A 5488-nucleotide genomic window follows, 5' to 3' on the forward strand; every position below is an offset into this window, starting at 1 on the left:
ATATGCAAGCGTCTAACCTAAGAGTCAATTCAAAAGCTTGACGTTTATGGTTAGGAACAACGCTTCAGAAAGATAGATCGAGTGACTGCCTTCGGGTGGACATGAGGTCGAAAACTTAAGTGAAGAGTTTGATCCTGGCTCAGATTGAACGCTGGCGGCATGCCTAACACATGCAAGTCGAACGGCAGCACAGCAGTAGCAATACTGTGGGTGGCGAGTGGCGGACGGGTGAGTAATGCATCGGGATCTACCCAAACGTGGGGGATAACGTAGGGAAACTTACGCTAATACCGCATACGTCCTACGGGAGAAAGCGGGGGACCGAAAGGCCTCGCGCGGTTGGACGAACCGATGTGCGATTAGCTAGTTGGTAGGGTAATGGCCTACCAAGGCGACGATCGCTAGCTGGTCTGAGAGGATGATCAGCCACACTGGAACTGAGACACGGTCCAGACTCCTACGGGAGGCAGCAGTGGGGAATATTGGACAATGGGCGCAAGCCTGATCCAGCAATGCCGCGTGTGTGAAGAAGGCCTTCGGGTTGTAAAGCACTTTTATCAGGAGCGAAATACTACTGGCTAATAACCGGTGGGGCTGACGGTACCTGAGGAATAAGCACCGGCTAACTTCGTGCCAGCAGCCGCGGTAATACGAAGGGTGCAAGCGTTAATCGGAATTACTGGGCGTAAAGCGTGCGTAGGCGGTTATTTAAGTCTGTTGTGAAATCCCCGGGCTCAACCTGGGAATGGCAATGGATACTGGATAGCTAGAGTGTGATAGAGGATGGTGGAATTCCCGGTGTAGCGGTGAAATGCGTAGAGATCGGGAGGAACATCAGTGGCGAAGGCGGCCATCTGGATCAACACTGACGCTGAGGCACGAAAGCGTGGGGAGCAAACAGGATTAGATACCCTGGTAGTCCACGCCCTAAACGATGCGAACTGGATGTTGGTCTCAACTCGGAGATCAGTGTCGAAGCTAACGCGTTAAGTTCGCCGCCTGGGGAGTACGGTCGCAAGACTGAAACTCAAAGGAATTGACGGGGGCCCGCACAAGCGGTGGAGTATGTGGTTTAATTCGATGCAACGCGAAGAACCTTACCTGGCCTTGACATGTCTGGAATCCTGCAGAGATGCGGGAGTGCCTTCGGGAATCAGAACACAGGTGCTGCATGGCTGTCGTCAGCTCGTGTCGTGAGATGTTGGGTTAAGTCCCGCAACGAGCGCAACCCTTGTCCTTAGTTGCCAGCACGTAATGGTGGGAACTCTAAGGAGACTGCCGGTGACAAACCGGAGGAAGGTGGGGATGACGTCAAGTCATCATGGCCCTTACGGCCAGGGCTACACACGTACTACAATGGTCGGTACAGAGGGTTGCAATACCGCGAGGTGGAGCCAATCCCAGAAAGCCGATCCCAGTCCGGATTGGAGTCTGCAACTCGACTCCATGAAGTCGGAATCGCTAGTAATCGCAGATCAGCTATGCTGCGGTGAATACGTTCCCGGGCCTTGTACACACCGCCCGTCACACCATGGGAGTGAGTTGCTCCAGAAGCCGTTAGTCTAACCGCAAGGGGGACGACGACCACGGAGTGGTTCATGACTGGGGTGAAGTCGTAACAAGGTAGCCGTATCGGAAGGTGCGGCTGGATCACCTCCTTTCGAGAACGACATCYTTCTTCCCCGCAAGACGTCCACACAAGACACCTGCATTTTTACGCGACATCCGTGTCGCGGAAAGCGATCATCGCGCGCTTCGTAGCTTTGCTGCTACGGATCGTGTTTCGCTTTTCGTGAACGACGGAAATGATTTCCCGGGTCTGTAGCTCAGGTGGTTAGAGCGCACCCCTGATAAGGGTGAGGCCGGTGGTTCGAGTCCTCCCAGACCCACCATCACCGGATTTTGCCGAGTCATCGGCAAGAGCCCGACCATCCCTGGTCGGACTTCTCACAAAGTCTGGGGCCATAGCTCAGCTGGGAGAGCACCTGCTTTGCAAGCAGGGGGTCGTCAGTTCGATCCTGACTGGCTCCACCATTGTCGACGTAAAAATGGCAGCGCACACATAAGATTTTAGAAAACGAGGCGGCATTGAGGCCGTTCTTGTGTTCATTGAAAACGTAAACGAGTGACAAGCGTCTTGGTTCGAAACCGAATCGAGATGTGTCGTTGAGGCAATTAAGCGAACGCGTTGTTTGGACAGTACGATGATTATCACCTCGTAAGTGATGATGATCGGCCCTGAGGCGACTTGGGGTTATATGGTCAAGCGACTAAGCGTATACGGTGGATGCCTTGGCAGTCAGAGGCGATGAAGGACGTGGCAGCCTGCGAAAAGTGTCGGGGAGCTGGCAACAAGCTTTGATCCGGCAATGTCCGAATGGGGAAACCCACTCCGCAAGGAGTACTGCATGATGAATACATAGTCATGCAGAGCGAACCCGGGGAACTGAAATATCTAAGTACCCGGAGGAAAAGAAATCAACCGAGATTCCGTCAGTAGCGACGAGCGAACGCGGACTAGCCCAAAAGTTTCTAGTGTTTTAGCCGAACGGTTTGGAAAGGCCGGCCATAGCGGGTGATAGCCCCGTAGGCGAAAGGGCATTAGAGATGAAATTGAGTAAGGCGGGGCACGAGAAACCCTGTCTGAATATGGGGGGACCATCCTCCAAGGCTAAATACTCCTGACTGACCGATAGCGAACTAGTACCGTGAGGGAAAGGCGAAAAGAACCCCGGAGAGGGGAGTGAAATAGACCCTGAAACCGTATACGTACAAGCAGTGGAAGCCCGCAAGGGTGACTGCGTACCTTTTGTATAATGGGTCAGCGACTTACTGTCAGTGGCAAGCTTAACCGTATAGGGGAGGCGAAGGGAAACCGAGTCTGAATAGGGCGCATAGTCTCTGGCAGTAGACCCGAAACCGAGTGATCTATCCTTGGCCAGGTTGAAGGTGCGGTAACACGCACTGGAGGACCGAACCCACATCTGTTGCAATAGATGGGGATGAGCTGAGGATAGGAGTGAAAGGCTAAACAAACTCGGAGATAGCTGGTTCTCCTCGAAAGCTATTTAGGTAGCGCCTCGTATGAATCTTCCTGGGGGTAGAGCACTGTTATGGCTAGCGGGCCATCGCGGCTTAGTAAACCATGGCAAACTCCGAATACCAGGACAGAATGTACGGGAGACACACGGCGGGTGCTAACGTCCGTCGTGAAAAGGGAAACAACCCAGACCCGCAGCTAAGGTCCCCAAGTTATCGCTAAGTGGAAAACGATGTGGAAAGGCATAGACAGCCAGGAGGTTGGCTTAGAAGCAGCCACCCTTTAAAGAAAGCGTAATAGCTCACTGGTCGAGTCGGTCTGCGCGGAAGATTTAACGGGGCTAAGCGATACACCGAAGCTCGGGGTGCATTACTTTGTAATGCGCGGTAGAGGAGCGTTCCGTAAGCCTGTGAAGGTGGATTGAGAAGTCTGCTGGAGGTATCGGAAGTGCGAATGCTGACATGAGTAACGATAATGGGGGTGAAAAGCCCCCACGCCGAAAGCCCAAGGTTTCCTCGCGCAACGTTCATCGGCGCAGGGTGAGTCGGCCCCTAAGGCGAGGCAGAAATGCGTAGTCGATGGGAAGCAGGTTAATATTCCTGCACTTGTCTGTAGTGCGATGTGGGGACGGAGAAAGTTAGGTCTACCGGGCGTTGGTTGTCCCGGGGAAAGGCGGTAGGCATGAAGCGTAGGCAAATCCGCGCTTCTTTATGCCGAGCACCGAGACGAGTCCTATTGGACGAAGTGACTGATACTACGCTTCCAGGAAAAGCCACTAAGCTTCAGCTACAGAGAAACCGTACCGTAAACCGACACTGGTAGGCAGGGTGAGAATCCCAAGGCGCTTGAGAGAACTCGGGTGAAGGAACTAGGCAAAATGGCACCGTAACTTCGGGAGAAGGTGCGCCCTCCGACGTGGTCACATGCGTGACTGAGCGTTAGAGGGTCGCAGTAACCTGGCCGCTGCGACTGTTTATCAAAAACACAGCACTCTGCAAACACGAAAGTGGACGTATAGGGTGTGACGCCTGCCCGGTGCTGGAAGGTTAATTGATGGGGTCAGCCGCAAGGCGAAGCTCTTGATCGAAGCCCCAGTAAACGGCGGCCGTAACTATAACGGTCCTAAGGTAGCGAAATTCCTTGTCGGGTAAGTTCCGACCTGCACGAATGGCGTAACGACAGCGGCGCTGTCTCCACCCGAGACTCAGTGAAATTGAAATCGCTGTGAAGATGCAGCGTTCCCGCGGCAAGACGGAAAGACCCCGTGAACCTTTACTATAGCTTTACACTGAACGTTGAGTTCTTCTGTGTAGGATAGGTGGGAGGCTATGAAACCGAGACGCTAGTTTCGGTGGAGCCATCCTTGAAATACCACCCTGAAGTGCTTGACGTTCTAACCTAGGTCCGTAATCCGGATCAGGGACCGTGTATGGTGGGTAGTTTGACTGGGGCGGTCTCCTCCCAAAGAGTAACGGAGGAGCACGAAGGTACGCTCAGCGCGGTCGGACATCGCGCACTGTGTGCAAAGGCATAAGCGTGCTTGACTGCGAGATCGACGGATCAAGCAGGTACGAAAGTAGGTCTTAGTGATCCGGTGGTTCTGTATGGAAGGGCCATCGCTCAACGGATAAAAGGTACTCCGGGGATAACAGGCTGATACCGCCCAAGAGTTCATATCGACGGCGGTGTTTGGCACCTCGATGTCGGCTCATCACATCCTGGGGCTGTAGCCGGTCCCAAGGGTATGGCTGTTCGCCATTTAAAGTGGTACGCGAGCTGGGTTCAGAACGTCGTGAGACAGTTCGGTCCCTATCTGTCGTGGGCGTTGGAGATTTGAGAGGGGCTGCTCCTAGTACGAGAGGACCGGAGTGGACGTTCCGCTGGTGTTCGGGTTGTCATGCCCATGGCATTGCCCGGTAGCTACGAACGGAAGCGATAACCGCTGAAAGCATCTAAGCGGGAAGCGCGCCTCAAGATGAGATCTCCCGAGACTTCGAGTCTCCTTAAGGCACCATCAAGACTAGGTGGTTGATAGGCGCGGTGTGGAAGTGCAGCAATGCATTGAGCTTACGCGTACTAATGAGCCGTGAGGCTTGACCATATAACCCCAAGACGCTTTGTTTAACGCGCTTCCTGCGCGAGTAAAAGCGGCCATCCATGGCCGCACTCCTCAGGAAAAGCACGCTTCGACGAATGCATCTCGAAACAAAATTTCACCTCGACGCTTGTCACTCGTTTACCCCTTTGCCGGACTGGCGCATTCGTGCGCTGTCCGCACCCCTTCCCTGGCGGCTATAGCGCTGTGGCCCCACCCGATCCCATCCCGAACTCGGAAGTGAAACGCAGCTGCGCCGATGGTAGTGTGAATTCTCATGCAAGAGTAGGTCACCGCCAGGGGCTTTATCCCTCAAACGCCTTCCCATCCGGGAAGGCGTTTGTCTTTGTGCG

2 tRNA genes and 3 rRNA genes are annotated in these 5488 nt (G+C 54.0%); all 5 read left to right on the forward strand.

Annotated elements, in window-relative coordinates:
- Positions 1-116 precede the first annotated feature (116 nt).
- The 5 genes from AC1DKY_RS21415 to rrf all read left to right on the forward strand — a co-directional run bounded on the left by AC1DKY_RS21415 (position 117) and on the right by rrf (position 5437).
- Positions 117-1661, forward strand: a 16S ribosomal RNA gene (locus tag AC1DKY_RS21415).
- Positions 1662-1815: 154 nt separating this feature from the next.
- Positions 1816-1892, forward strand: a tRNA-Ile gene (locus AC1DKY_RS21420).
- Between the two features lie 66 nt (positions 1893-1958).
- Positions 1959-2034: transfer RNA gene (locus AC1DKY_RS21425), tRNA-Ala, on the forward strand.
- A gap of 226 nt (positions 2035-2260) precedes the next feature.
- Positions 2261-5141: ribosomal RNA gene (locus tag AC1DKY_RS21430) — 23S ribosomal RNA — on the forward strand.
- Positions 5142-5324: 183 nt separating this feature from the next.
- Positions 5325-5437 (forward strand): 5S ribosomal RNA (gene rrf / locus AC1DKY_RS21435).
- Together the 16S, 23S and 5S rRNA genes with 2 tRNA genes alongside form the textbook arrangement of a ribosomal RNA operon.
- The last annotated feature ends 51 nt before the right edge of the window (positions 5438-5488 follow it).

This window comes from Dyella sp. 01N448 (genome assembly GCF_056399225.1).